The organism is Streptomyces sp. NPDC022552, assembly GCF_055561875.1.
This window is the reverse complement of the sequence record NZ_JBVHGJ010000004.1, coordinates 512,348-536,338: the sequence shown is the minus strand read 5'-3', so window position 1 is coordinate 536,338 and position 23,991 is coordinate 512,348. Positions and strand designations below refer to the sequence as shown.

13 protein-coding genes and 1 pseudogene are annotated in these 23,991 nt (G+C 71.2%); 8 read left to right on the top strand and 6 right to left on the bottom strand.

The features are described 5' to 3' along the window. The first annotated feature begins 32 nt into the window (after positions 1–32). Both ACZ3OF_RS15435 and ACZ3OF_RS15430 read left to right on the top strand, forming a co-directional pair. Complete coding sequence (locus ACZ3OF_RS15435) at positions 33–1,019, top strand: EamA family transporter (protein ID WP_467304947.1); 987 nt, start codon at positions 33–35, stop codon at positions 1,017–1,019. A gap of 195 nt (positions 1,020–1,214) precedes the next feature. Beyond that, complete coding sequence (locus tag ACZ3OF_RS15430; protein WP_361678297.1) at positions 1,215–2,156, top strand: DMT family transporter; 942 nt, start codon at positions 1,215–1,217, stop codon at positions 2,154–2,156. 19 nt (positions 2,157–2,175) lie between these two features. Here the strand turns inward: ACZ3OF_RS15430 and ACZ3OF_RS15425 are convergent, their stop codons facing one another. Then, positions 2,176–2,814 carry an FMN-binding negative transcriptional regulator gene (locus tag ACZ3OF_RS15425; RefSeq protein ID WP_361678029.1) on the bottom strand — a complete coding sequence of 213 codons (639 nt, stop codon included), beginning with the start codon at positions 2,812–2,814 and terminating at the stop codon, positions 2,176–2,178. Positions 2,815–2,824: 10 nt separating this feature from the next. After that, positions 2,825–3,490, bottom strand: a complete 666-nt coding sequence (locus tag ACZ3OF_RS15420; RefSeq protein ID WP_361678032.1) for a pyridoxamine 5'-phosphate oxidase family protein — start codon at positions 3,488–3,490, stop codon at positions 2,825–2,827. 35 nt (positions 3,491–3,525) lie between these two features. Here ACZ3OF_RS15420 and ACZ3OF_RS15415 point away from each other — a divergent pair, with 35 nt between their 5' ends. Then, on the top strand, positions 3,526–4,857 hold the full coding sequence (locus ACZ3OF_RS15415) for an aminotransferase class I/II-fold pyridoxal phosphate-dependent enzyme (protein ID WP_467304944.1): 1,332 nt from the start codon (positions 3,526–3,528) through the stop codon (positions 4,855–4,857). 75 nt (positions 4,858–4,932) lie between these two features. Here the strand turns inward: ACZ3OF_RS15415 and ACZ3OF_RS15410 are convergent, their stop codons facing one another. Next, positions 4,933–6,039, bottom strand: a complete 1,107-nt coding sequence (locus ACZ3OF_RS15410) for a DMT family transporter (protein ID WP_467304942.1) — start codon at positions 6,037–6,039, stop codon at positions 4,933–4,935. Positions 6,040–6,112: 73 nt separating this feature from the next. On the opposite strand from ACZ3OF_RS15410, the gene ACZ3OF_RS15405 reads away from it, so the two are divergent. Then, positions 6,113–7,018 (top strand): LysR family transcriptional regulator, encoded by a 906-nt coding sequence (locus ACZ3OF_RS15405; protein ID WP_361678041.1) that lies wholly within the window; start codon positions 6,113–6,115, stop codon positions 7,016–7,018. 37 nt (positions 7,019–7,055) lie between these two features. Here ACZ3OF_RS15405 and ACZ3OF_RS15400 read toward each other — a convergent pair whose 3' ends face one another. Next, a complete protein-coding gene (locus ACZ3OF_RS15400; protein WP_467304939.1) occupies positions 7,056–7,514 on the bottom strand; it encodes a pyridoxamine 5'-phosphate oxidase family protein in 459 nt (152 codons plus the stop codon). 119 nt (positions 7,515–7,633) lie between these two features. Here ACZ3OF_RS15400 and ACZ3OF_RS15395 point away from each other — a divergent pair, with 119 nt between their 5' ends. Further along, positions 7,634–8,293: a cysteine hydrolase family protein gene (locus tag ACZ3OF_RS15395; protein ID WP_361678047.1), complete on the top strand. Its 660-nt coding sequence runs from the start codon at positions 7,634–7,636 to the stop codon at positions 8,291–8,293. Here the strand turns inward: ACZ3OF_RS15395 and ACZ3OF_RS15390 are convergent. Then, positions 8,280–8,699 carry a Rieske (2Fe-2S) protein gene (locus tag ACZ3OF_RS15390; RefSeq protein ID WP_361678050.1) on the bottom strand — a complete coding sequence of 140 codons (420 nt, stop codon included), beginning with the start codon at positions 8,697–8,699 and terminating at the stop codon, positions 8,280–8,282. The genes ACZ3OF_RS15395 and ACZ3OF_RS15390 overlap by 14 nt on opposite strands. Positions 8,700–8,784: 85 nt before the next feature. Beyond that, on the bottom strand, positions 8,785–11,076 hold the full coding sequence (locus tag ACZ3OF_RS15385) for an alpha-N-acetylglucosaminidase (protein ID WP_467304936.1): 2,292 nt from the start codon (positions 11,074–11,076) through the stop codon (positions 8,785–8,787). A 507-nt stretch (positions 11,077–11,583) separates the two neighbouring features. Between ACZ3OF_RS15385 and ACZ3OF_RS15380 the strand changes: the two genes are divergently transcribed. The 3 genes and pseudogenes from ACZ3OF_RS15380 to ACZ3OF_RS15370 all read left to right on the top strand — a co-directional run bounded on the left by ACZ3OF_RS15380 (position 11,584) and on the right by ACZ3OF_RS15370 (position 23,971). Continuing rightward, positions 11,584–12,198: an exonuclease gene (locus ACZ3OF_RS15380; RefSeq protein WP_467304934.1), complete on the top strand. Its 615-nt coding sequence runs from the start codon at positions 11,584–11,586 to the stop codon at positions 12,196–12,198. Positions 12,199–12,207: 9 nt separating this feature from the next. Then, positions 12,208–12,318 (top strand): annotated as a pseudogene (locus ACZ3OF_RS15375) (HipA family kinase); the annotation flags it as partial. Between the two features lie 1,117 nt (positions 12,319–13,435). Further along, positions 13,436–23,971, top strand: coding sequence for a LamG-like jellyroll fold domain-containing protein (locus ACZ3OF_RS15370; RefSeq protein ID WP_467304933.1), 10,536 nt, complete (start codon positions 13,436–13,438; stop codon positions 23,969–23,971). Positions 23,972–23,991: the final 20 nt, after the last annotated feature.

Sequence of the window (23,991 nt, the reverse complement as noted above, 5' to 3'; positions counted from 1 at the left end):
CGCTCCTGACGTCGCCCTGTCATGATGGCCGGATGCACGCGTCTCAGGGGAGAAGCGCCGGCCTGGGACTCGCCCTGGCCTCGGCCTTCGCATTCGGCGGTTCAGGTGTGGCGGCGAAGCCGCTCATCGAGGCGGGACTCGACCCGCTCCATGTGGTGTGGCTCCGGGTGGCGGGGGCCGCCCTCGTCATGCTTCCGGTGGCCTGGCGCCACCGCGATCTCCTGCGGCGCAAGCCCGCCCTCCTCGCCGGCTTCGGTCTCCTCGCCGTCGCCGGTGTCCAGGCCTTCTACTTCGCCTCGATCTCCCGCATCCCGGTCGGCGTCGCGCTGCTCATCGAGTACCTCGCCCCCGCCCTCGTCCTGGGCTGGGTGCGCTTCGTCCAGCGCCGGCCCGTCACCCGCGCCGCCGCGCTCGGCGTCGTCCTCGCCGTCGGCGGTCTCGCCTGCGTCGTCCACGTCTGGTCCGGGCTCACCTTCGACCTGCTGGGGCTCCTGCTCGCGCTCGGCGCGGCCTGCTGCCAGGTCGGCTACTTCGTCCTCTCCGACCAGGGCGGCGACGAGTCCGACCCGGCCGACCCCCTGGGCGTCATCGCGTACGGCCTGCTCTTCGGCGCGCTCGTCCTCACCGTCGTCGCGCGGCCGTGGGGCATGGACTGGTCGGTCCTCGCCGGCAGCGCCGACATGAACGGCACCGACGCGCCCGCCTGGCTGCTCATCGGCTGGATCGTGCTCATCGCCACCGTCCTCGCCTACGTCACCGGTGTCATCTCGGTGCGCCGGCTCTCGCCGCAGGTGGCCGGTGTCGTCGCCTGCCTGGAGGCCGTGATCGCGACCGTCCTGGCCTGGGTGCTGCTCGGCGAACATCTGGCGGCGCCGCAGATCATCGGCGGCGCGGTGGTCCTCGTCGGCGCGTTCATCGCCCAGTCGTCGACGCCGAAGGCGGCCTCGGTCGAGCCCGTGGCCGGGTCCGAGCAGGGCGCCCGCGAGGCCGAGTTGTCGGCCGGGCGCACGGCCCCGTAGGGTGCCGATCATGCATTCGACCGTCCTTCCGCCTCCCGCCGCCTAGGCGCGGGCGGCACTCTCCCTGACGAAGACCGGGCTCGGGCAGTCCCCGAGCGGTTCGTCGCTGCCCGCGCGCGGAGTCGAGCGACCACACCACCCCGTCTTCACACGGAGAAGCACGTGTCGAATTCCTCCTCCGCGTCCGCGGCAGCCATGCCTGCCGTCGGGCGGAGCCTCCTCTACCTGATCGTCGCCGGAATCGCCTGGGGCACCGCCGGTGCCGCGGCCTCGCTGATCTTCCGGGTCAGCGACATGGGCCCGCTGGCGCTCTCCTTCTGGCGCTGCGTCGGCGGCCTGGTGCTGCTGCTGGGGGCGCTGGCCCTGCGCCCCCGGCCGCGCAGGACCACCGCCGCGCCGGCGGAACCGCGCCGGCGCCGACTGATCCGCATCCTCGGTACGGGGATCGGGCTGACCGTCTTCCAGAGCGCCTACTTTGCCGCCGTCGAGGCCACCGGCCTCGCGGTCGGCACCGTCGTCACCCTCGGCGCGGGCCCCGTCATGATCGCGCTCGGGGCGCGGCTCACCATGGGCGAACGCCTCGGTGGCGGCGGCGTCGCAGCCGTCGGCGGGGCGCTCGCCGGACTGGCCGTGCTCGTGCTCGGCGGCGACAGCGGTGAGGTGAGGCCGCTCGGAGTGGCTCTCGCGGTCCTCTCGGCGGCCGGGTACGCGGCGATCACCCTGCTCACCCGGTGGCTCGGGCGGGACGGCGGCGGCTCGGACGCCCTCTCGACGACCACCTGGGCCTTCGCGATCGGCGCGGTCGGGCTGCTGCCCATGGCCGCGGCGGAAGGACTGCTCCCGCACACCGGGCAGCCCGTGGAGGTGCTCGGACTGCTGGTGTACGTGGCGGCGGTGCCGACGGCGCTCGCCTACGCGCTCTACTTCGCCGGGGCGGCGGTGGTGCGCGCGGCGACCGTCTCCGTGATCATGCTGCTCGAGCCGGTGAGCGCGGCGGTCATCGCGGTCGCGGTGCTGGGGGAGGAGCTGACCCCGGCGACGGTGGCGGGCACGCTGCTGCTGCTCACCGCGGTGACCGGGCTCGCCTTCGCGGAGGCCCGGGACGCCGCCGTCCGACGCGAGGAGGCGGCGGCCTAGCCCGGGCCGCCCCCACCCCCTATGCGCGGCGGCGCACTTGGTGGGCCGCCGCCTCGGCGTCCCCTCGGTTCGCGCGGGCCGTCAGTCCCTCGACGATCCGGTCCTGGACCGGCTCCGGCTTGTGGTTCGCGTACTTGAACTTCGCCCGGACCTCGGTCACGTCGAGGCGCAGCACCCGCAGGCCCGGCAGAAGGCGGCCGAACGGGACCTCGCCGGCCGTGACCGGGGCGGTGCCGCCCTCCGGCTGGAAGTGGGCGACCTGGCGGTTCAGGAGCCGGGCCTTCTCCGCCGGGTCGTCGATCACCTGCGCCGTGCAGCGCAGCTGGACGGCGGCGTAGAAGGAGGTGGGGGTCCCCTGCTCCGGCGGGGCGCCCTCCGGGGCCGCCCACGGGCCGGGCACGAAGGCGTAGTCGTCGACCACGCTCAGCAGGACCGTCGGGTTCGCCTCCAGCGCGGGCCACAGGGGGTTGGGGCGGGCGAGATGGGCGATCACCTGCCCGTGCGGGCCGGGCTCGGAGTCGTACCGGAAGTGCATCGGCTGGACCCACGGCGGCTCGCCGGGCAGTCCGTTGACGGCGAGCTGGCCGAAGTCGTGGCGGGTCAGCCAGTCACGCCACTCGCCGGAGTCGTGGGCGGCGTCCCAGGGATGGATCAGCACGGCACGGCCCTCAGACGGCGGTGAGGTAGGCGGGCAGGGCGACGGAAGGATCGAGATCCTCGGCCGGGACCGGGGTGTCGTACGCCCTGCGTACGGGGATCACACCGGACCAGTGGGGGAGGGTCGCGTCCTCCGGCTCGTCGTTCGGACCGCCCGTGCGGACCTTGGCGGAGACCTCGTCGAGGTCGAGGCGGAGGACGGCGGTCGCGGCCAGCTCCTTGGCGTTGGCCGGGCGGGAGTCGTCCGCGCGGCCGGGGACCACGTGGTCGACGAGGGCGTCGAGGGCGGTGCGCAGCTCCTCGGGGTCGGTGACCTGGTGGGCGGCGCCGTGGACCACGACCGAGCGGTAGTTGATCGAGTGGTGGAACGCCGACTTGGCCAGGACCAGGCCGTCGACATGCGTCACGGTGAGGCAGACCGGCAGTCCCGGGGCCTCGGCGCCCGGGCCTCCCGCCATCCGCAGGGGGCGCGAGCCCGTGGAGCCGTGGACGTAGAGCCGGTCGCCGATCCGGCCGTAGAGGGTCGGCAGCACGACCGGGGCGCCGTCGCGGACGAAACCGAGGTGGCAGACGTACGCCTCGTCGAGTATCGAGTGCACCAACGCGCGGTCGTACGAGGCGCGGTGGCGGGAGCGGGTGGGGATGGTCCGCTCGGTCGGCTCGTAGGAATCCGTCATTGCGCTCTCCATTGCACTAGTGCATAATTTCTTTTGTGCTAGGAGAGTATCGGATCGAAGGCCGCCGTGCATCGGAGATTGCCGCCAGCGTCGAACGCGGGGTCGGTACGGGTGCCCTGGAGCCCGGGCAACTGCTGCCTCCCATGCGGGAGTTGGCGCTCACGCTCGGGGTGAACCCGAACACGGTCGCGGCCGCCTACCGGACCCTGCGGGAGCGTGGGGTCATCGAGACGGACGGCCGGCGCGGCAGCCGGGTGCGGCCGAGGCCCGCCACGACGGCCCGCGGCTCGATCCGGGTCGAGGCTCCGGCCGGAGTGCGGGACGTCAGCAAGGGCAACCCAGACCCGGACCTGCTGCCCGCGCTCGGCGCTGCGCTCGCCGAGGCGGGGCGGCGGGCGGCCGAGCGGCCCGGGATGTACGGGGAGGCTCCCGTCGACGAGGAGTTCGCGCGGCTCGCCCGCGCCGCGCTGGACGCGGACGGGGTCCCCGACGGGCCGATCGCCGTCACCTCGGGGTCGCTCGACGCGATCGAGCGCGTGCTCGCGGTCCACCTCAGGGCCGGTGACGCGGTCGCCGTCGAGGACCCCGGGTGGGGCAGCCTGCTCGACCTCGTGCCCGCGCTCGGACTGCGGCCCGTGCCGATCACCGTCGACGACGAGGGGCCGCTGCCCGCGGCGGTGGCGGGGGCGCTGCGGGACGGCGTGCGAGCGGTGATCATCACCGACCGCGCCCAGAACCCGACCGGTGCGGCCGTCGGCGCGGACCGTGCCGCCGCCCTGCGCCACGTCCTGGCCGCCCACCCGGACGTGCTGCTCATCGAGGACGACCACGGGCACGGCATCGTCGACCTGCCGCTGTCCCCGCTGGCCGGGGTGACCCGCCACTGGGCCTTCGTACGCTCGGTCGCCAAGGCGTACGGCCCCGATCTGCGGATCGCGTCGCTGACCGGCGACGCCGAGACCGTCGACCGGGTCCTCGGGCGTCAGCGGCTCGGGCCCGGCTGGGTCAGCAGACTCCTCCAGCACTCGGTCGCGCACCTGTGGGCGACGGGCGCCGTGGACCCGGTGGCGGTCGCTCGGGCGTACGCGGAGCGGCGCGACGGGCTCGTACGGGCCTTGGAGCGGCGTGGTGTGGAGGCGCACGGGCGGAGCGGGATGAACGTGTGGGTGCCGGTCTCCGACGAGACGGGCGCGGTGACCCGGCTGCTGGGCGCGGGCTGGGCCGTCGCCCCCGGAGCCCGCTTCCGGATGACGGCCGGCCCGGCCGTCCGCGTCACCGTCTCCGGCCTGACATCGCGGGACATCGAGCCTCTGGCCGACGCGCTGGCGATCGCGTCGGGCCCGGCGCCGGCGCGGAGTTACGGCTGAGGGTCCGCCTGGCGGAGGCGTGGTCCAGCGCCGGAGTGCGGAGCGCGGGGTGGGGTGGTCGCGCTCCGACGTGTGCTACGGGCGTGCGGCCGGGTGGTGATCCGTCGAGAGGGCCGGGGGCGTGGCCGGAGAGCCGGCCGGAGTGTCGGCGGGGGTGACGGCCGGGGTGACGGCGTGAGCTGCGGCTCGGGACGCCGTCGGTGATGTGGTGGGCGGCGCGGTCGGTGCAGCGGTCGGCGTCGCCGTCGCTCGGATCGTGCCCTGCGACTTTCTCGACGGGCCACGGCGCTGGGTCAGGGCCGCGCCCGCGAGGACGATGACGGCGCCGACCGGGGTGTTCCAGCCGAGGTGTTCGTCCAGGACGGCGACGCCCGCCGCCGTGGCGATCACCGGGATGAAGTACGTGACCATCGCCGCCGTCGTCGGGCCGACCTCGGCCACGACTCCGTACTGCAACAGCATCGCGTACCCCGTGCCCAGCGCGCCCAACGCGATCACGGCGAGCAGCGGAACGACCTCGATCGACGACGGGAGCGAGGTGAACATCGGCGTCACGACCGCCAGTTGCAGCGTCGCGATGCCGACCTGGGTGCCGGCGAGCGAGAGGTTCGACGCTCCGTTGCCGGCCAGCGTGCGCCGCACGTAGATCCAGCCGACCGCATAGCTGAACGAGGCCAGCAGAGCCAGCGCGGTACCGGTGACGTCGAGCCCCGAGAAGCCCTGCCAGGCTCCGAGCACGGTCAGGACCCCGACGAAGCCGATGCCCAGGCCCGCCGCTCGCACCCGCGTCGGCCGGTCCTCGGAGAGCGCGACCAGGGAGAGGACCATGCCCCACAGGGGTGTCGTGGCGTTGCAGATGCCCGCCAGCGTCGAGGGGATGGTCAGCTCGGCGTACGAGAAGAGGGAGAACGGCAGCGCGTTCAGCAGGAACGCGGCCACCGTCAGATGGAGCCAGGTACGCCCGCCGCGCGGCAGTCGCTCGCGCTTCACCAGCATGGCGACGGCCAGCACCGCCGTACCGAACAGCAGCCGGCCGAAGGTCACCTGGAACGGCGCGAACCCCTCCGTGCCGACCTTGATGAAGAGAAAGCTGAAGCCCCAGATCAGGGCCAGGACGCCGAAGCGGATCCGCCAGTCGACCAGACGTGGGCGGCGGGCGGCGGGGGAGGTCGCGGAGCTCATGCCCCCAGAGTGACCGCTCCCATGTCTTAGAACAAGCGAGATTAAATGAAGCCCTTCGCTTAGTATCGCTTACATGTTGAACCTGGAGCGCCTCCGGACCCTGGACGCCGTCGCGCGGCACGGATCGGTGAGCGGCGCGGCCGACGGCCTGCACGTCACCACGTCGGCCGTGTCCCAGCAGCTGTCCAAGCTGGAGCGGGAGATCGGCCAGCAGCTGCTCGCCAAGAACGGCCGGGGAGTACGCCTCACCGACGCCGGTCTGCTGCTCGCCCAGCACGCGGCACGCATCCTGTCGCAGGTGGAGCTCGCCCAGTCGGACATCGAGGCTCAGCGCGGCCAGGTCGTCGGCGAGGTACGGATCGCGGCCTTCCCGACGGCGGCGCGCGGGCTCCTGCCCGGCGCCCTCGCCGCGCTGCGCGCCGCCCACCCCGACCTCCGGGTGAGGACCACCGAGCTGGAGCCGGAACAGGGCATCCGCGAGGTGTTGCGCGGCGATGCCGACCTCGCGATCGTCCTGGACTGGAGCAACAAGAAGGCCCCGGTGCCGGGCGGGCTCGAGCGGGCCCACCTCCTCGACGACGCGGCCGATGTCGCCGTACACGCCGGTCATCCGCTGGCCGCACGGGACGAGGCGGATCTCGTCGACTTCGGCGACGAGGACTGGGTCTCCTGGCCCGAGGGCGAGTTCTGCCACGACTGGCTGATGTTCACCCTGCGGTCGCAGGGCATGGAGCCGCGCATCGCCCATCTCGCAGCGGAGCACCACACCCAGCTCGCGCTGATCGCCGCCGGGCTCGGGGTGTGCGTCACCCCGCGCCTCGGCCGCGGTCCCACGCCGGACGGGGTGGTGCTGGTGCCCGTACGGCAGAAGGTGAAGCGGCACATCTACGCGACCTGGCGCAGCGACGCCGACCGGCGGCCGTCCATCAGGGCGGCGGTCGAGGCGCTGCGGAGCGTCGGGGCACCGTTGAGCAGCTGACGGGCAGGCGCCGGGGGCCGGTCGCGCGGTCGAGAGCCTAGATCTTGCGGAAGTCCCAGGACACGACGGCGTCCGGGTTCAGCCTCAGCCAGGCGTGCCGGCCGTCGTGCGGCATTGCGTCCATGCCGAAGTTCTTGGCGGCGAAGAGCCGTTCGGGTACGTCGAGTTCGGGGCACGGCTCTCCGGTGCGCGGTGCCTCGCCGACGAAGACCGCGGTGCCCGACAGCTCCGCGCCGCGCAGCTCGCCGTACTCCTCACCGTCGTCGACGACCACCGCGATGCGCGGATCGCCGCGCAGCTCCGCCCAACGGCGGCTCCGGGTGAGGGAGTAGAGCCAGAGCGAGGTCCCGTCCCAGACGAACCAGAGCGCGCCGACATGGGGACGGCCGTCCGCGGAGACGGTCGCGACCCGGCAGGTGCGCTGCTCGGTCAGGAAGGTGTCCAGCTCGGCCGGGGTCATCATGATCCGGCGTCCACGGCGCTGTGCGACGGCCATCGACCGCCCCTTTCCAGAAGTCTGATGCAGTGTCAGAAATCATGGGGGCTCTTCCCTCCTGGGGCAAGGGTGGCTAGCCTCGCCCGCCCGGAGTACGGCGATGCGGGACAGGGGAGACCATGACCAGCGCGACACAGTGGGCCCAGCTCCAGGAGCAGCTCGAACCGTCCGGCACGGTGCTGCTCACCGTCGAGTGCCAGCAGGGCGTCGTGGGTGGCAACAGTGCCCTGCCCGAACTCGCCACCGCCGCCCGGTCGTCGGGCGCGCTGACCAACGTCGCCCGGCTCGTCGCGGCAGCCCACGAGGCCGATGTACAGGTGATGCACGCCGTCGCCGAGCGCAGGCCCGACGGGCGCGGAGCCAACAGCAACGCCCGGCTCTTCCGGGCCGCCGCCCGGCTCCCCGTCCAGCAGCACAGCGGCAGCACGGCGGTACGGATCGCCGAACCCATCGAGGTCGCCGACCAGGACATCGTCGTCCGACGGCTGCACGGGCTCTCGCCCCTCGCCGGCACCGACGTCGACCCGCTGCTGCGCAACCTCGGCTGCCGCACCCTCGTCGTCACCGGCGTCTCGGCCAACGTGGCGATCCCCAACGCCGTCTTCGACGCCGTCAACCTCGGATACACCGTGGTCGTGCCCGGCGACGCCATCGCGGGGGTGCCGGCCGACTACACCCCCGCGATGATCCGTCACACGCTCGCGCTCGTCTCCACCGTCGCCACCACCCAGGAGGTGCTGCGCTGCTGGAAGAGCCCGAGGCGCGTCACGCGAGCGTGATCGAGTCCCCGTCCACCTTGATCGGCGTCGGCGGCAGCGAGGCGGTGGCGGGTCCGCCCTTCACGCTGCCGTCCGAGGCGTCGAACAGGCTCTGGTGGCACGGGCAGGTGATGACCCCGTCGGCGACACCGCTGACGGCGCAGCCCTGGTGGGTGCACTTCGACGAGAAGGCCTTGAACTCGCCGGCCTTCGGCTGGGTGATCACCACTCCCTGACCGTCGATGACCTTGCCACCGCCCACCGGGATGTCCGCGGTCTTCGCCAGCGGTGTCCCCGCCTCCTTCGGGGCGTCACCCGAACCGCCACCCGACGACCCGCCGTCCGAGGCGCCGCAGGCGGTGAGCGCGGCCACCAGACCCATGCCACCCGCCGCCGAGACGACCGTCCGACGCGCTACTCCACTCATCGCACTCCCCTTGCGTTCCGATCACATCGACGCGATCACGTTGGTAGGAGGGAGTACGAACGGGAGCGCCGAAAGGTTCAACGAGCTACGAACCCGATCGCAGGGCCTCCAGGACCTCACCCGCCAGCGCCACCGGGTCGCCCGCCGGACGGGTGGGGTACGAGGCGTGACCGCGCGCCCAGGCGTCGTCCACCGCGAACCAGTCGACGGCGGCCGGAGCCGTACCGTTCACCAGGGCATCGTCGAGATGCGCGAAGTACGCGGCCCACCTCGGGGCGTAGAGATCCTGGATCAGCCCGGACCACTCACGGTTGGCGTAGTCGCGCAGACCCCGCTCGCTCTGCACCCGGTCGCCCCAGGTCGTCAGGATCGAGCGGGCGTCGTACTCCAGCCGGTCGCGCTCCGCGGCGTCCGCTCCCCAGGACCGCGCGGCGGCGATCCACCGCCCGACCAGGAAACGGGGATCGGAGCCGACGAGCCGGCCGAGCAGCCCCGCGTCGGCGTTCCACTCGTCGACCAGCGCCCGGAAGGCCGTCAGATCCCGCGCCTCGTACGCCGTCCTGATCCGGGGGAGGAGCACGCGGCTGCGGTTGGTGAGCGCCTGGCGTGCCACGTCGACCAGATCGAAGCGGTACGCGTCCGTGGTCCGCAGTTCCGGAGCCACCTGGAGCAGCTCCGTGAGCGCGTTCTCCACCCTCGTCGCGTCGTAGCGCATCGCCGTCGGGCTCCAGCGCGCGGCGCGCACCGCCGTCAGGCTCGGCCGCGCGGTGAACAGACTGTCCTGCGGCTCGCTCCAGCCGCTGGACGCCATGCTGTAGGGGCCGAGGCGCAACTGCTCCCACGCGGCGGCCGCGTGCGGATCCTCACCGCCGTAGCGGCGGGAGGCGTAGGCCGAGAACCATGCCGCCCGGTCGACCGGGCCCGGCTGCCAGGCGAGTTCGGTGAACAGGTCGAAGGCCGCGGGGCTGGCCCCGGTCGCCTCCGGCAGATACGCGATGCCGCGCAGCGCGCTGTCGGGCTTCGCCAGCCATGCGTGGAAACGGTCGACCCACGCGCCGGTGTTGGCCCCGACACCGGTGTGGCCGCCGAAGTTGGGGATCGTGCCGAAGGCGTACGGTGTCCCGCCCCACTGTGTCTCCCGGTCCAGGTTGTCGTACCGGTCCGAGAGCCCGTCGACGATGAGGACCCGGCTGCGGTCCACGCCGCTCAGGACGGCCGGGGACGGGTTGCGCTGCCAGCCGAGCATCACCCAGGTGGCACCGGGGCGCGCGGTCTCCAGGGCCCGTTGGACGGCGCCCGCCGCGCTGGGGACGTCCACGGAGCCCGGGGTGCCGCCCTCGTGCAGCAGGTCCATCTTGACCATGTCGGTGTCGCCGAACTTCCGCTGCTGGACCTGGTAGTAGGTGGCGGCGAGCCGGTCGAAGACCGGACCCGTCGGATCCAGCCAGTCGGGGCGGTCGAACCCGATCCATGTGCCCTGCGGGATCGTGATGGCGCCCGGGTTGCGGTCGGCGAAGCCCGGCGGGACCGTGCCGAAGAAGCCCGGCAGGACGGGCGTCATGCCCAGCGAGCGCAGCCGGTCCGCGATCCGCCGGCCGAGCGCGGCGCGTGCTTCGACCAGCTGCCGGGAGACCGGACCGGCGAACCCCGAGAGGTTCTGCAGCAGCCACCAGCCTTGATGGGCCGGGGCGGGGATCCACGAGCGCAACTCGGCTTCGCTGTAGCCGAAGTCCTGGAGCGCGCGGTAGTACGTGTACTCGGCGCCCGTCGGGACGAAGACCTCGTTCACCCCGTGGAGGGCCAGCAGATCGATGTCGCGCTGGTAGGAGGCGAAGTCGCGGTACGGGCCGGAGTAGCCCTCGTCGGTGTCGTTCAGCGCGTAGCGATGGGGCACGCTCGCCGCGCGCGTGACCTCGCCGTCGACGGCGGGGAGCCTGGCGGGCAGCCGGCCGATGCTGTCGCCCGGCCAGCCGATGTCGACACCGGCGACATGCTCCAGGTACCAGCCGACGCCAGTGAGCAGGGTGGCGGGGGAGGTGCCCCGCACCCGGATCGCGCCCGGTCCGCCGGAGACGGAGAAGTGGTCGCCGGAGGCGGTCGCCGCGACCGGGACCAGGGTGAACTGCGAGGCCCGGGAGGGCAGCAGCCGCTGCAGACTCGCCCTGGCGGGCGCGGGGTCGAAGGCGGGGGCGGTGGTATGGGTCACGGTGTGGGGTGGGGTCGTGGGGACATGGGTGCGAGGTGGGGCGACGGTGTGGGGTGGGGCGGCGTTCCGCGCGGCCGAGGCGGTCGTGCCCGGAAGCGCCAGCACGGTCGCCGTGGCCAGCGCCACGACGGCAAGAGTCCTGAGACGTCGGATGACCGGGGGGCTGCCCATCTGGCTCCCTGCTCGGAGTGGTTGACGCATGGTCCGCCCACTGTCCGACGCCCGGCCGGTCCGGCGACGCAGGCGGAGCCGGGGAAAGGAGGGCGCTCATCCGTGCGGGTGCAGGGAAGAGCTGAGCCGACGGCCTGCCGCACGAGCGCGGTGACCTGCCTCTCCACTTCGGGCGTCACCTCGTCAGGCGGCGAACCCGGCGGCCCGCATCGAGCCGCAGCCGGCCGCGAACGGTTCGTACGGCGCGAGTGGTTCGTAGGGTGCGTACGGCGTCCGTCGGTCGGACAGCCGCAACCTCCGGTCCTGTCCTGACCGCAAGGTGCAGTTGATCCTTTAGCATGACGCGAATGATGACTGGCTGATGTCCCTCCCGTACGAGCGTGATCCTGTGCCGGCCGAGGAAGCGGCAGAGGTACGCCGGAACATCGTGGACGTAGCTGCGCGCAGGGCTGACGATCACCGCCCAGCGCCCGTCGTAGCCGCGGAACGCGGAGACAAGGACAGACAATGGCGAAAGCTGAGTTCTACGTGTCGGCCGACGTGGAGGCCGACGGTCCGGTGCCCGGGCCGTTCTCGATGTCGAGCTTCGGGCTCGCGGTCGCGGGGGTCCACGACGGTGCAGTGTTCAAGGCCTGTGATCCCGCCGAGCGGACGTTCTACGCCGAGCTCAAGCCGATCAGCGACACCTACGACCCGGAGGCCCTGGCGGTCGGCGGCCTGGACCGCGGCCGGCTGGAGCGGGAGGGCCAGGACCCTGCGCGGGCCATGAACGCCGCGGCCGCCTGGCTCGTGGGCGTGTCCGAGGAATTGGACGCCGCTCCGGTGTTCGTCGCCTATCCGCTCGGCTACGACTGGATGTGGATGTACTGGTACTTCATGCAGTTCGCCGACGGCGGGTCCCCCTTCGGCCATTCCCGCTGCATGGACCTCAAGACGCTCTACGCCGCCAAGGCCGCTGTGCCGCTCAAGGACGCGACGAAGCGGTCGATGCCAGGCCATCTCCTGTCCTCGCGCCCCCACACGCACAACGCCCTGGACGACGCGATCGAACAGGGCGAGCTGTTCCAGAACCTGATGCGCTGGGACGGGGACGTCCGAACTCCGCAGCTCGGTGCCCGATAGCCTGGGGAAATGCTTTCAGAAGTGATCGCGACCCGCTACGTCACGCCCTTGCGCGAGGGCGGCTCGCTTCCCGGGATCGTCGAGGCCGACGATCTCGGTACGTACGTCATGAAGTTGTCTACCTGGTGGCGCTGACCTGCATCGATGCGGCGGCGCGCGCCCCTGACGTGGGCGGATGAGCCTTTCAGCGTCTTTCAGGGTTGTGCTGCGTTGCGCGGTCGATTCTCCCCACGCGCTCCCCAGAGCCGTCGATACTCCCCAGATTCCCCCCAGGAGGAGCTCCTGCGGCGGGCTGTGTGGCGCGGAGGTCAGCCCATAGCAAGCACCTCCTTGAGTACGGTGAGTGACTGCCCGGCGGGGCTAGCAGAAGCCTGGCCCGCTGTCGGGGCCTCATCACAGCACCCTGCTGGGCCCCGAATCCGGCCATGAACAGCCAAATGCCGATGTGGAGGCCGTGAGCGCGGCCGCCGCGCAGCTGAAGGGGCGCTGCCCCAAACTTTGGGGCGGCGGCAGGAGACGGCTCCGCGGCACGCCCCGGGTGGCGCGCCCGCCGGCGGCCCGCCGCCGCGCGGGGCACGCCACCGGAGCCCGGGTTGGCCGAGCTCGACACGGCCTGGCAGCGCAGCTTCACCCACGCCTGAGCCTGCGCTTCTCCCACCAGCGGGCCGCGACAGGAGTTTCTGCGGTATGGCACCAGCGGCGGGATCCGCCGTCGTCGCCCTATTGGACCCGTCGCATGAATGCGGACGGCATGTCTCCAGCGGCCCTCTTCCACAGCCGTGCTCCGCCGATCTCAGCCACCTGCTCGGGCTCAACGAGATCACCAGCGTCTCTCGCCCCCATCCGGCGGAGAACGTCCACCTCGCCAGGCGTGCTCGGGGGCAGCTGGCTACGAGACCGGACTCCACCTACGGGGCGATGTCATCCGCCCCTGAACGGTTGACCTGAGCTCGGCGAACAGCCCGGTGAGCTCGTGGGCGGCACGCGCACGGCCACGGCAAACCTGTCGACCCCGCAGGGTCGGGGTGACCTTCGTCACGGGTCCGGCCGTCGTCGGCGGTGAGTTCGATGAATCCATCACGACATGAGCCTTTTGGTCGCACTCCCGGCCTGGGATCCAGTTCGTCAGGTCTCGGGCGGAGTTTGTGCATTTCCTGTGAGCCCGGATAGGACTGCTCCTCTGATCAATTCTGTGGGGGCCACAGCGGTGCGTATCACCCGAACACTCGTCATATCCATGGCGATCACCATGACCGTGCTCGCGGGCACGGAACAAGCAGCGCAGGCCGTCGGCCTGTGGTCTGCTTCCAGATCCGGCCCGAGCGCCGGCGAACTACCCGAACAGGGCTGGGGGTCGGCCCGCGGGCGCGGCCACGCCGCCTCCGGCGACGCCACCGACGCGAACGCGTCCGGCGGCCGCACCGGCGCCCTGAAGGGGCGCGGCGAACTCGCGCCGGACTCCGGCACCACCCGGCTGAAGCTGGGCAAGGCGCCTAAGACGCAGGTGCCGTCCTACCGCAAGGTCCCGTCGCCGCGCCGGGCCTTGCCCAAGGGGTTCGACCCCAAGGCCAGTGCGGAAGTGCCCGGCAAGCGGGCCGCCGATGCGCGGACGTTCGCCAACCCGGACGGCACCTTCACGACCCGCTACTACAACGAGCGGGTCAACTTCCTCGGTGACGACGGCAAGTGGAAGGCGATCGACACCCGGCTGGCGAAGTCGTCGCCACTGGCGCTGACGGAGGAGACCCCGGGATCCGGCTGGCAGGCCAAGTCGACCGAGGACAAGATCTATTTCTCCGAGTTCGCCGATGCGGAAACGTTTGTCCGCCTGGGTACCGGCATCGACGACAGCACCGCGGTCGGCTACTCGATCGAGGGCGCGGCCCGCTCGCAGGGCCGTGTCAACGGCAACGTGATCACCTACCCGGACGTCCGTCCTTCGACGGACGTGGAACTGATCGCAGGAAGCGACTCCGTCAAGGAGACGCTGATCCTCAAGGACAAGAAAGCGCCGACCGAATGGCGCTTCCCGCTGGCCCTCAAGGGCCTGACGGCCAAGCTCGACGGCCTCGGCGGCGTCGTCTTCAACGACGCGGCGGGCCGTAAGCAGGGCTGGATGCCGGCCGGCTGGATGGAGGACTCGAAGAAGGCGCCGAACTCCGACGAGGGCGTCATCTCCTCCGGCGTCACCTACGGTCTCGCGCGGCAGGGCGCCCGCCAGATCCTGGTCGTCAAGCTGGACCAGAAGTGGCTGTCGGCCCCCGAGCGGGTCTTCCCCGTGAAGGTCGACCCCTCGGTGAACGGTCTGGAGGCGGCGTCCGGCACGTACGTCGAGTCGCCGTACACCCAGAACTTCTCCAGCTCCACCGAGCTCAAGGTCGGAACGTACGACGGCGGTGCCCACAAGGCGGCCTCGTTCCTGAAGTTCAACGGCCTGGACACCACCCTCAGGAACGCGTTCGTCATCAACGCGAACCTGAGCCTCTACAACACCTACTCCTACTCCTGCACCGCACGCCCGGTGACGGTCCACGAGATCACCTCGAACTGGTCCGAGGGCAGCACCAACAGCTACCCCGGCCCCGCGACCGGCGGCGCGCTGGGCTCCAAGTCCTTCGCGCACGCCTGGCGCCAGGACGGCAACTCCCCCTGGCACTGCGGCGCCGCCACGTGGGAGTCGATCCCGCTCGGCGACGCCGGCCGCAAGCTGGTCGACGACTGGACGCACGGCCGCAAGGCCAACTACGGCCTGGCCGTGAAGGCGGCCACGGACGACTCCAGGACCTGGAAGAAGTTCGGCTCCGACAACTACCCGAACGGCAAGCCCAGCCTCGACGTCACCTGGTCGAAGTACGGGGCCGCGTACGAGCTGGGCGGCTTCGTCCAGCCCCCGACGGCCACTGCCGACGGCATCTTCAAGGTCACCGTCACCAACCAGGGCCAGCAGACCTGGGGCAAGAACAGCAACTTCAAGCTGCGCTACGACCTGTTCGACGCCAACGGCAACAAGGTGGGCGGTGACTACTGGAGCAAGATCCGGTGGACGGACATGCCCTACGACGTCGGGCCCGGAGGCTCCGCCACCGTCGACGCGCACATCGCCCCGCTGGCACCCGGCACGTACACGCTCCAGTGGACCATGGACGAGTACGGCGTCCGCAGCTTCGTCGACGACGGAGTGCCGGGCCCGACCGTGCGTTTCGACGCAGTCAACGCCCCGCCGTACATCACCGGCGCAGCTCCGCCGAGCGGCACCGTCGTCGACACCCTCACCCCGACGCTCTGGGCCACGGCCACCGACCAGGACAAGTCCCCTGGCGCGCTGACCTACCAGTTTGAGGTCTGCGAGGTCGAGGGCAAGGACCTCCGCAAGAACTGCCGGGGCAACACGCACGCCGCGTCAGAGAGCTGGACCGTTCCGTCGGACTGGCTGAAGTGGGCGAAGACGTACGCCTGGTATGCCTACGCGAACGACGGCAAGGACCAGTCCTCGCGCACCGCACCGTCGATCCTGACCACCCAGGTACCGCAACCCGTCATCACTTCTCACCTCGGCGGCGCCGACAGCGGCCGCACCTTCGGCGAGCGGGCCGGTAACTACGCCACCGCCGCCACCGACGCAGCCGTACCGAGCGCGGGCCCCGAGCTCGCGGTCACGCGGACGTACAACTCGCAGGACCCGCGCCAGACGAACGCCTTCGGCGCCGGCTGGGCCACCCGCTGGGACATGCGGGCGGTCGCCGAGCCCGACGGCAGCGTCGTCGTCACCCTCGACAGCGGCAGCCAGGTCCGGTTCGGCCGCAACGCCGATGGCACCTACAGCGCGCCGGCCGGTTCCGTGGATGTCCTCTCGGAGGTTGCCGGCGGCGGCTGGACGCTGCGCGACGCGGCGGCCACGGTTCACACCTTCGACGCGACGGGCCGCCTGACGAACGTCAGGGACGGCCACGGGCGCGAGCAGACGCTCACCTACACGGCTGGGAAGCTGACGAAGGCCACGGACGCGCTGTCGAAGCGGGCGCTGACCTTCACCTGGTCGGGCGCGCACGTCGCGTCGGTGTCCACCGACGCGGTCGGCCCGATCGCTCCGGCGCTCACCTGGTCATACACCTACGACGGCGACCGCCTGGTGAAGGTCTGCCCGCCGGACTCCGCCACCGCGTGTTCCACCTACGCGTACACGGCCGGCTCGTACTACCGGGGCCTGGTGCAGGACGCGGGCCCGGTCGGGTACTGGCGGCTGAACGAGGCCGAGGGCGAGTCCGCGGCCAGCGAGGCGGTCTCCCGCACGGGCATGAACGCCGGCCACTACCGCGACGTCACCCTCGGGGCCGCGGGCGCGCTGGGCGCGACCGGCAACAAGGCGGCCTCCTTCGACGGCACCAACTCCTCCATCGAGCTGCCGGGGACCTCCCTGTCCGCCTCGACCGTCCTCTCGGTCGAGCTGTGGTTCAAGACGGACCGGGCGGGGACGCTCGTCGGCTTCCAGGACAAGCGACTGTCGGAAGGCCAGCCCATCCGCTGGAACCCGGTCCTGGGCATCAACCAGGCGGGCAAGCTGCACGGCGGCTTCGAGCTCAAGGGCATGGGGACCACCCCCGTCACCTCGCCCGGCACGGTCACCGACAACGCGTGGCACCACGCCGTCCTGACCGCCACGGGCACCGAGCAGGTCCTCTACCTCGACGGCGCGCGCCTGGGCGCCATCCCCGGAGTGGTCGACCACTTCGGCAAGACCTACACCTACCTGGGTGCCGGCTACTCCAACCCGAGCTGGGACGGCGGCCCCGCGGGGGTACGCCGCTTCACCGGTGCCATGGACGAGGTCGCGGTCTACCACCGCGCCCTCGACGCCGGGGCGGTCAAGGCCCGTTTCGAGGCTCGTGCGGGATCGTCGAAGCTGACCGGTTCCACCCTGCCGTCGGGCCGGGTGAGCGCCCAGGTCGAGTACGACGGCGACACCGGCCGCGCGACGAAGGTCACCGACGAGAGCGGTGGCCTCTGGCAGATATCCGAGCCCCGCTACGCCGCCGGCTCGCAGGCCTACAGCGACGCCGTCCGGGCATCGGGCCCGGTCAACTACTGGCGCCTCGGTGACAGCGGCGGTGCCTCGGCGGCGGACGAGATATCCGGCGGCGGCAACGGCTCTTACCGGGACGGTGTCGCGCTCGGCGGCGTCGGGGCGTTCCTCGACGGCGACGACGGCGCGGTCACCCTCGACGGGACCAAGGGCGTCATCGAAGTACCGTCCGAGTCGATCAGCGAAGCCACCGCATTCTCCGCGGAGCTGTGGTTCCGCACGGACAAGCCCAGCGGTGTGCTGCTGGGTCTGCAGAACACCGAGCTGGGCACCACCCCGACGATGTGGAACGCCAGCCTCCTCGTCGACGGCGAGGGCAAGCTGCGCGGCCACCTGTGGGACGGCCCCTCCGCGGGCTGGCCGGTCATGGGTGGCGCCAAGGTCACCGACAACAAGTGGCACCACGCCGTCATCACCGGCGGTCCCGCCGGTCAGTCGTTGTACCTCGACGGCGTCAAGATCGGCTCCAAGGCCGGCGTGGTCAAGCCGGAGACCCTGGTCCACGCCTACCTGGGCGCCGGCTACTCCAGCGAGGAGTGGGACGGCCAGGCCCGTGCGACCCGCTACTTCAACGGCCAGCTCGACGAGGCCGCCTTCTACACGAAGGAGCTGGACGCGGCGACCGTCGCAGACCACTTCAAGGCCCGCAACCGCCTGGTGTCCGGCAACGGCGACCAGTACGAGGGCGTCGTGATGGCGGACGCCCCTGCCGGCTACTGGCAGCTGGACGAGACCGGCGGCACGACCGTCGTCAACAAGGTCGCCGCCGCAGGCGCCAACGGCACCTACACCAAAGCGACGCTGGGCAACTCCGGCGCGTTCGGCACAGGCGACGGTACCGCCGCCGAGTTCAAGGGCGACGGGTGGGCCGAGCTGCCCGGCGGCCATCAGGCGAGCACCGACCTGTCGACCGAGCTGTGGTTCAAGACCACCAAGCCCGGCGTGCTCTTCAGCGACCAGGAGAAGCCGCTCCCGGACGCCTACAGCTACGCGCCGGTCCTGTACGTCGGCTCGGACAACAAGCTCCACGGCCAGTACTTCACCCGAGGTACCGAAGCGACCAACACCTCGCCGAACACGGTCACGGACAACGAGTGGCACCACGCCGTGGTGACGGCGCAGGGGTCCACCCACACGCTGTACCTCGACGGCGCCCAGGTCGCCCAGACCACCACCGTGCCGGTCACCCACGAGACCAACCAGCGCACGTACATCGGCGCCGGCTACACCAGGTGGTGGCCTGCGTCCCCGGGCGACGGCGTGCAGTACTTCACCGGCCAGATCGACGAGGTCGCGGTCTACCCGCGCGCCCTGACCGGTGACCAGGTCGCGCGCCACTACGGCGCCCGCGCCCAGGCCTCGGGTTCCTCGCTGTCGGCGACGGTGACGGTCACCGACCCGACGGGCGCGAAGACGTCCAGCACCTTCGACGCGGTCCGCGGCCAGCGTCGTACCGCCTCGACGAACGCGGACGGCGGTGTCACCACGTACGCGTACGACACCGGCGGCTTCCTGCACACGGTCACCGACCCCAACGGTCACGCGACCATCACCGGTCACGACGAGCGCGGCAACACCGTCTCGACCACGACCTGCCGGGACGCGAACTCCTGCTGGACCTCCTTCGCGGAGTACTACTACAACCCGGCGGACAAGCTGGACCTGCGCAACGGCAAGCAGACCGCGATCCTCGACGGCCGCTCCTCGGGGCCGGCAGACACCCGCTACCGGACGACGACCTCCTACACGGACCTCGGCCTGACCGACACGGTCACCTCGGTCGACGGCCGTACGGCGAGGACCACCTACACCACGGGCACCGAGCCCGCGGTCGGTGGCGGAGTGACGCCGAAGGGTCTGGTCGCCACGAAGAAGTCCACCGGCGGCGCCACCGTCTCGTACGCATACTTCGAGAGCGGCGACCTGGCCAGGACGACGGCGCCCTCCGGCGCGGTCACGACGTACACCTACGACGGCATCGGCCGGAAGCTGACCGAGACCCAGGTCTCCGACGCCAACCCCGCCGGCGTCACCACGACGTACGCCTACAACGCCATGTCCCGCGTCACTGCAGAGACCGGCCCGGGCGTGAAGAACGAGATCACCGGCGTCACCCACACCGCCCGCATCAGCCGCACCTACGACGCGGACGGCCACCTACTCACCGAATCCACGGAGGACACCACCGGCGGCGACGCCACCCGCACCACCACCTACCGCTACAACATCCGCGGTCTCAACGACAGCGTGACGGACGCGGCCGGAAACGAGTCGACGTACGCCCACGATGCCCTGGGCCGAGTGATCAGTGCGACGGACCCCGCGGGCAACGTCGTCACGACCACTTACACCAAGCGCGGCCAGGTCGCCGAAACCGTCCTGAAGAACTGGACCGGCGACCCCTCCGGCCAGACCCGCGACCTGGTCCTGGAGTCGAAGGCCTACGACCCGGCGGGCCGCCTGGCCTCGACCACGGACGCGATGGGCGCCACGACCGCCTTCACCTACTACGACGACGGCCTGACGGCCTCGACGACGGCGAAGCAGGTCACCCAGGCCAACGGCTCCAAGAAGGACATCGTTCTCGGGTCGACGGTCTACGACGGCGCGGGCAACCCCGTGTCGGCCACCGCGAGGGGCGGGGCTACGACCGTGAACACGGTCGACGCCCTGGGCCGCACCACCCGCTCGGTGTTCGACCCCAACGGTCTGAACCGGGTCTCCACTTTCGCGTACGACGCGGAGGACCGGCTCACCGAGCAGACCCAGTCCATCGACGGCACCGGCAAGAAGATCACGTCCAACACCGAGTACGACGCGGCGGGCAACCCGACGAAGCAGACCGTCACCGACGGCACCACCACCCGGGTCTCCTCCGCAACCTTCGACCAGCGGGGGCTCCCCCTCACCCAGACCAGCCCGCGCGGCATCACCAGCACGGGCCGGTTCGACGAGCTGGGCCGCCTGGTCGAGCAGACCGCGCCGCAGGTGCAGGCCGAGGAGAACGGAGGCGCGGCTGCGGCCGTCACCCCCAAGGCCCTCGTCGGCTACAACACTTTCGGCGAGACCACCGAGTCGCGCGACCCGCGCGGTCTGGTGACCAGGACGGAGACCGACAAGCTCGGCCGGACCGTCGCGCTCACGCTGCCCGACTACACCCCGCCGGGCGCCACCGCGGCCATCACCGCCGTCTCGCGCACGACGTACGACAAGGTCGGCAACACGGCCTCCACGACCGACCCGCTGGGCCGCGTCACGTACTACGGCTACGACCAGCTGAGCCAGCTGGTCAGCAAGACCGACCCGGCGATCGCCGGTACGCAGGGCCTGACGGCCCCGGGCGCCGCGAACCTCAACGGGACCTCCACCACCCTGTCCGGCGGCGGAATCTCCACCTACACCTGGACCCCGACCGGTCTTCCGCTCTCCGCGACCGACCCGACAGGAGCACGCACCGAGTCCACCTACGACGAACTGGGCCGCAAGCTCACCGCCACCACGATCGAGCGTAAGCCCGCCCTGCAGAACCTCGTCTCCCGATTCACCTGGGACGACGCGGGCAACCAGGTCTCCTCGACCTCGCCCGGCGGACGGGTCACGAGCGCGACCTACGACAAGGCCGGCCAGACCCTGACGGTCACCGACCCCGCCGGCGGCACCAGCAGCGCCGTCTACGACGGCCTCGGCCGCCAGACCGAGAGCAAGGACGCGACCGGCCGCAAGACCGTCACCGCGTACGACCTCGCGGGTCAGCCGGTGTCCGTGACGGACTACGGCACGGGCACGACCGGCCTGCGCACGACCACCACCGAGTACGACGCCGACGGCAATGTCACCGCGTCGGTATCGCCCGGCGGTGCGCGCACCAAGTACACGTACGACGCGCTGGGCCAGCTCACCAAGCAGGTCGAACCGGTCACGGCCACGGACTCGATCACGACGACCTTCGGCTACGACGCGGCGGGCAACCGCACGCGCCTGACCGACGGCCGCGGAAAGATCACCTACTACACGTTCAACAGGTGGGGCCTCCCCGAGTCGACGATCGAACCGGCCACCACCCAGCACTGGAACCCCGACGTCCGCACCTGGACGAACGTCTACGACGCGGCCGGTCAGCTCGTCACCGAGCTCCTGCCGGGCAACGTCAAGCGCCAGAAGACGTACGACGCGCTCGGCCGAATGACCGCCGAGACGGGCTCCGGGACCTCCGTGGCCACCCGCCCCCGTTCCCTGTCCTACGACCTCGCCGGCCGGCTGACCGGCGTCGGCGGCGACGGAGTCCTGGCGAACAACACCTACACCTACAACGACCGCGGCCAGCTGCTCTCCACGGACGGTCCGGGCGGCACCTCCTCCTACGCGTACGACGCAGACGGCAAGATGACCTCCCGCACCGACGCGGCGGGCGCGACGGCCTTCACCTACGACACGGCCGGACGTCTCGACACCACGACCGACCCGCTCACCGGCACCCAGGTGCGCAGCGACTACGACGCGGCCGGACGCCCGACCGCCGACGAGTACGCACGCCCCGGCGTCGGCGGCACCTGGACGATCGGCGCGAAGCGCTCGTACACCTACGACTCCCTCGGCCGCCTCGCGGACGACAGCGTCAAGAAGACCGGCACGGGTGCCGCGGTACAGGGCACTGCCTACGAGTACGACCTCGACAACCGCCTGGTCAAGAAGACCACCTCGGGCACGGCCGGGGCGGGCGCGGAGACGTACGCCTACGACCTCGCCGGGCGCATGACCTCCGAAACCAGCGGGGGCACCACCACCGGCTACGAGTGGGACAAGGCCGGAAACCTCACCAAGAAGGGAGACATCACCGGCACCTACGACTCCCGCAACCGGGTCACGGTCTGGGGCACCCAGACCTTCGACTACTCCGCGCGCGGAAACGTCCAGGGGGTCACCGACGGCGGTACCACCCGCACGATCAAGTCCGACGCCTTCGAGCGGACCGTCACCAACGGCACGAGCACCTTCACGTACGACTCGCTCGACCGCGTCATGACCCACAACGGCGCCGCCTTCAGCTACGACGGCGGCTCAAACAACCTGGTCAAGGACGGCACGTCCACCTACAGCCGCACCCCCGGCGGCACGCTGCTCGCCAGCGCCACCACCGGGACGCCCGGCTCGGCCGGCCTGACCGTCACCGACGGCCACACGGACCTGGTTGCCAGCCTGTCTCCGGACGGCACATCGGTCACCTCGTCCCGCGCCTATGACGCGTACGGCAAGGTGACCGCAAGCAACGGCTCCACCCCGTCGGTCGGCTACCAGTCGGGCTGGACGGACTCGTCCACGGGCGAGGTCAACATGGCGGCCCGCTGGTACCAGCCCGGCACCGGCGGCTTCACCAGCCGCGACACATGGCAGCTCGACCCCAGCCCCTCGGTCCAGGCCAACCGCTACACGTACGCCAACGCGAGCCCGATGAACGGGATCGACCCGTCGGGCCACCTGGTGTGGGATTGCTTCGACCTGAGGAAGAACACCAAGAGCCTCTGGGTCAAGCGGCTTGCCGGAGGACCCTACGGGATGGCCGGGTGTGTCTTCTGGGAGGCCTGGACCGCCGGGCACGACAGCGGCGGCAACGGGAACCGGTGCGGCAAGGGCGTCGCCTCGTGCTACACCCCCGATCCGCCGACGCGACGCACCGACTGCGTGCTCATCCCGTGGCAGGCCAAGTGCAAGGGCGGCGGTGGCTCCACGTCGTCGCCGACTCCACCCCGCGGCAACCACAACTACTCGGGCGGCGGACGCAACGGAGGAGGAACCACCACACGCACCCGCCCGACCGCACCCCCCAAGCCGCCCATCCCGCAGAACCCCTACGCGGGCAAGAACCCGCCGCCGGCACCGAAGCACATCCCCAAGCCGGACTGGAACCCGACCACGGCCGTCTGGGATGCCACCAAGGCCGTCGACATGGTCGTCAGCGGCGCTAACCTCCTCGCGATGCTCACAGGCGGCGCCGCCACGGTCCTCACCCCGGACCAGGTTCCGGACACCCAGACCGCCCCCGGCGCGGATCCGGGGTCAGGCGGCAGTGACGACGGGGCGCAGGACTGCAGGCGTGGAGGCAAGGGTTGGGTCGATCCCAGTCCTGTCGACAGCAAGAACGGGAATCGAGCCACCGGGGTGGAGGCATGCCTCGACCTCTCCTATGTAACCGCCAACCCCGGCACCCCCACCGAGACTCGTGCCGGAATCAAGCCACCTGGGTATGACTGGGCCCGGTCCTACGTCGGATATTTGGGAGGGAGGCCCCGCGACGTCAACGCCTGCCATCTCCTCGGCGCCCAGCTGAGCGGATCGGGGACCGACCTGGCCAACCTTGCGACCTGTGGAACTGACGCGAACTCCTACGTAGGCAAGCCCCAGTCGCCGATTCCTCCCATGGACAGCATGCTGAACTTTGAGGACACAGTCCGGTCCCTCATTGATTCAAAGCATGTTGTGCGATACAAGGTGACACCGGTCTACAAAGACGGCCGAACTGTGCCCTACGAATTCCGCATGTCCTACACGGCATGGGACAGCAAGGGGCGCTACGTGGGCTCTGATGCCACAGCAGTATCCAACCTGATTTACACCGCTGGCCGGGGTTGGAAGAATCTGGGCACCGCGATCGACAGCCGCACCGGTGGAGACGTGCCCCTCCCGGGGCAGCCATGAGATGGCCTTCCACCACCACG

What these genes read in the sequence shown, in the direction of transcription:
- ACZ3OF_RS15435 (WP_467304947.1), top strand. Translation starts at nt 33, where the DNA reads ATGCACGCGTCTCAGGGGAGAAGCGCCGGCCTGGGACTCGCCCTGGCC.
- ACZ3OF_RS15430 (WP_361678297.1), top strand. Translation starts at nt 1,215, where the DNA reads ATGCCTGCCGTCGGGCGGAGCCTCCTCTACCTGATCGTCGCCGGAATC.
- ACZ3OF_RS15420 (WP_361678032.1), bottom strand. Translation starts at nt 3,490, where the DNA reads ATGACGGATTCCTACGAGCCGACCGAGCGGACCATCCCCACCCGCTCC.
- ACZ3OF_RS15410 (WP_467304942.1), bottom strand. Translation starts at nt 6,039, where the DNA reads ATGAGCTCCGCGACCTCCCCCGCCGCCCGCCGCCCACGTCTGGTCGAC.
- ACZ3OF_RS15405 (WP_361678041.1), top strand. Translation starts at nt 6,113, where the DNA reads ATGTTGAACCTGGAGCGCCTCCGGACCCTGGACGCCGTCGCGCGGCAC.
- ACZ3OF_RS15400 (WP_467304939.1), bottom strand. Translation starts at nt 7,514, where the DNA reads ATGGCCGTCGCACAGCGCCGTGGACGCCGGATCATGATGACCCCGGCC.
- ACZ3OF_RS15395 (WP_361678047.1), top strand. Translation starts at nt 7,634, where the DNA reads ATGACCAGCGCGACACAGTGGGCCCAGCTCCAGGAGCAGCTCGAACCG.
- ACZ3OF_RS15390 (WP_361678050.1), bottom strand. Translation starts at nt 8,699, where the DNA reads ATGAGTGGAGTAGCGCGTCGGACGGTCGTCTCGGCGGCGGGTGGCATG.
- ACZ3OF_RS15385 (WP_467304936.1), bottom strand. Translation starts at nt 11,076, where the DNA reads ATGGGCAGCCCCCCGGTCATCCGACGTCTCAGGACTCTTGCCGTCGTG.
- ACZ3OF_RS15380 (WP_467304934.1), top strand. Translation starts at nt 11,584, where the DNA reads ATGGCGAAAGCTGAGTTCTACGTGTCGGCCGACGTGGAGGCCGACGGT.
- ACZ3OF_RS15370 (WP_467304933.1), top strand. Translation starts at nt 13,436, where the DNA reads ATGGCGATCACCATGACCGTGCTCGCGGGCACGGAACAAGCAGCGCAG.